Source organism: Caballeronia sp. (assembly GCF_049581465.1).
In the GTDB taxonomy this organism is placed as follows: domain Bacteria; phylum Pseudomonadota; class Gammaproteobacteria; order Burkholderiales; family Burkholderiaceae; genus Caballeronia.
In genome coordinates this window covers 1-2,340 of the sequence record NZ_JBAUSA010000071.1, presented here as the reverse complement: position 1 = coordinate 2,340, position 2,340 = coordinate 1, and the positions used below count along the sequence as shown (strand labels likewise).

The 2,340-nt window shown below is 57.6% G+C and carries 3 protein-coding genes and 1 pseudogene; 2 read left to right on the top strand and 2 right to left on the bottom strand.

Annotated features, from left to right (window positions below):
• A partial coding sequence (locus WCA53_RS01715) for an alpha/beta fold hydrolase (RefSeq protein WP_423904820.1) occupies positions 1 to 606 on the bottom strand: 606 nt, incomplete at its 3' end.
• Positions 607 to 852: 246 nt separating this feature from the next.
• Between WCA53_RS01715 and WCA53_RS01710 the strand changes: the two genes are divergently transcribed.
• Positions 853 to 1,200 (top strand): hypothetical protein, encoded by a 348-nt coding sequence (locus WCA53_RS01710; RefSeq protein WP_423904819.1) that lies wholly within the window; start codon positions 853 to 855, stop codon positions 1,198 to 1,200.
• Between the two features lie 25 nt (positions 1,201 to 1,225).
• Here the strand turns inward: WCA53_RS01710 and WCA53_RS01705 are convergent, their stop codons facing one another.
• Positions 1,226 to 2,116 carry a LysR family transcriptional regulator gene (locus WCA53_RS01705; RefSeq protein WP_423904817.1) on the bottom strand — a complete coding sequence of 297 codons (891 nt, stop codon included), beginning with the start codon at positions 2,114 to 2,116 and terminating at the stop codon, positions 1,226 to 1,228.
• Positions 2,117 to 2,245: 129 nt separating this feature from the next.
• On the opposite strand from WCA53_RS01705, the pseudogene WCA53_RS01700 reads away from it, so the two are divergent.
• Positions 2,246 to 2,340 (top strand): annotated as a pseudogene (locus tag WCA53_RS01700) (pirin family protein); the annotation flags it as partial.

Genomic DNA, 2,340 nt, shown 5'->3' with positions numbered 1-2,340 from the left:
ACCCAGATCCGCTCGATGGTCCGCGAGGAACGTGACTCTCGCGAAATGCTTCGCGATGTCGGGGTCGGTGCGGCAAAAGCTATTGGTGAGCTCAATACCCAGTTCGGGCTGCTCAGGAGCGCCCATGATGGTCGGCGCCATGGTGCTCGACCATCCTAGATAGTTGCTCTCGAGCGTGTCGAGCAAACCGTCAATATCACTGCGCGTAAATCCGCCGATATAGTCGCCATCGTTAATGAAGGAGGGGGAGGGCCCGACCATGACATTGGCCGCAAATCGATCCGGCTCCTGAATCGCGGCTAGCATTCCGATCATCGCGCTGATCGAATGTCCGATGTACACCACCGGCGCGGCGGCGAATTCGTCCATGATTTCCAGCAGGTCGGAGGCATAGCCGTGAAGAGAGTCATACTTTGCGTAATCGTAGGCCGAGAGATCGGACTTTCCACTACCCACGAGATCGAAGAGAATCGTCTTGTAGCGGTCGCCAAAAACAGGTGCAAGATAACGCCACATGCTTTGGTCGCAACCGAAACCGTGCGCAAAGATCACCGTGGCCGGACCCTCTCCGCTGACGTGGACGTTATTTCGGTGCTGGACGTTCATGACGGCCCCAAAAAGATGCTGATCTCGTATTGTTCCACAGTTCCCGGACTGTTTAACTTGGCGGTGGCGAGAAACATCGACGGTGTTTTGGGTCGAACGTGAATAGCAATTTGTGGCGATTTTATTTCGCGGGATGCCTGCCCTGACTGTCTCAGTCCGGATTGGATTCAGTGAAGTAAAGGCACACACCTGGGTCAATGAGACAATCAGGTCCTGCCCAAAATCCAACATGCTCAGAGATCCACCATGAACACAAAAGTAACTTACCTGGTTAGCATTTTCATCGGAACGCCGACAGAGCAACACGCAAAGATCAAGGACATTGCGGCGCGCGTGTCCGACGGCGACTATGACTTCCTTCATCTTCACAAAATGGGCGCATTTTTGGTGCTGAACAGCGATAAAAACGCCAACGCCCTAACGAGTGCGTTCGTGCCGGCCACCACATCCGAGGACCGGGTATTCGTGTGCGAGATGGGGCAAGACTGGCAGGCACATGGACTGAACAAAGCCACTTTCTGGTTGCAAAACCACCAGGTCGTCAAGGCGCAGGCGCCAGCAGCAAAGAAGGGAAATCCTTTCGCAGACTTCTGACCGGTAAGCGGTGTCAAAAGCGGCCTCAAGCGGAGAGTGTCTTCTGCAGTTGCTCGCGCAGGAACAGCGTGAATGCCTGGATCGTGGCCGAGCTCTGGCGGTGCTGCGGATAGACGGCGTACAGCGTGGACGCGCGCGGCATGAACGCGTCGAGCACGGGGACTAACTGTCCCTTCCCGATAGCGTCCGACACGATGAAATCCGGTAGCAATGCAATGCCGAGCCCGGCAGTCGCGGCGTCCCGGATCAGCTCACCATTGTTCGCACGCAAAGGCCCGTGCACGTCGAACCCTTTGCGCGTGCCGTCCACCATGAACTCCCAGTTCGCCATACGCCCATGGCCGTACGGCAAACAGGCATGGCGCTCCAGATCGGACGGCACCGCCGGCTCGCCTCGCCGCCGCTTGTAGTCCGGGCTGCAGCAAGCAATCATGCGTACGTCCGCGAGCCGCTGCGCGATCAGCGTCGAATCGGCCAGCGTGCCGATCCGGATCGCCATGTCGAATCCTTCGCCGACCACATCGACGGTGCGGTCGCTCAACTCCATGTCGAAACGCACTTGCGCGTGCTCACGCAGAAACAGGGCGACGAGCGGCGACAGGTGCACCATGCCGAACGACATCGGCGCACTGACTCTCAGCAGGCCATGAGGCATGGCGCGCCGCAACGACATTGCCTGCTCCGCGTCCTCAACCTCGCCAAGAATACGTTTGGCGCGTTCGTAGAACTCGAGCCCGAGGTCGGTCACCGCAAGCTTGCGCGTATTGCGTATGAGCAGCCGCACGCCGAGCGCTGCCTCAAGCCCCATGACGCGCCGGCTGACGAATTGCTTCGATAGGGACAGCCGGTTCGCCGCTGCCGTGAAGTTGTGGGCGTCGACGGTGGCGACGAAGATCCGCATGTCATCAAGTTGCATTCTTTTGTCCACCTCAATGAGACAGTCTTTCTTATTTTGACTCGATTGTACGCGTGTGAATTGACCTAATATTCGTTTCATGGATCGACGGCGATCCCTCGCACCATCGAATACTCAAGGAGAAATGACATGCTTGATATCAGACACGCCAATCAGCGCGGCCGCGCCGAACACGGCTGGCTCAGTTCGCGTCATACGTTTTCCTTTGCCAACTACCACGACCC

What these genes read in the sequence shown, in the direction of transcription:
- WCA53_RS01705 (WP_423904817.1), bottom strand. Translation starts at nt 2,116, where the DNA reads ATGCAACTTGATGACATGCGGATCTTCGTCGCCACCGTCGACGCCCAC.
- WCA53_RS01710 (WP_423904819.1), top strand. Translation starts at nt 853, where the DNA reads ATGAACACAAAAGTAACTTACCTGGTTAGCATTTTCATCGGAACGCCG.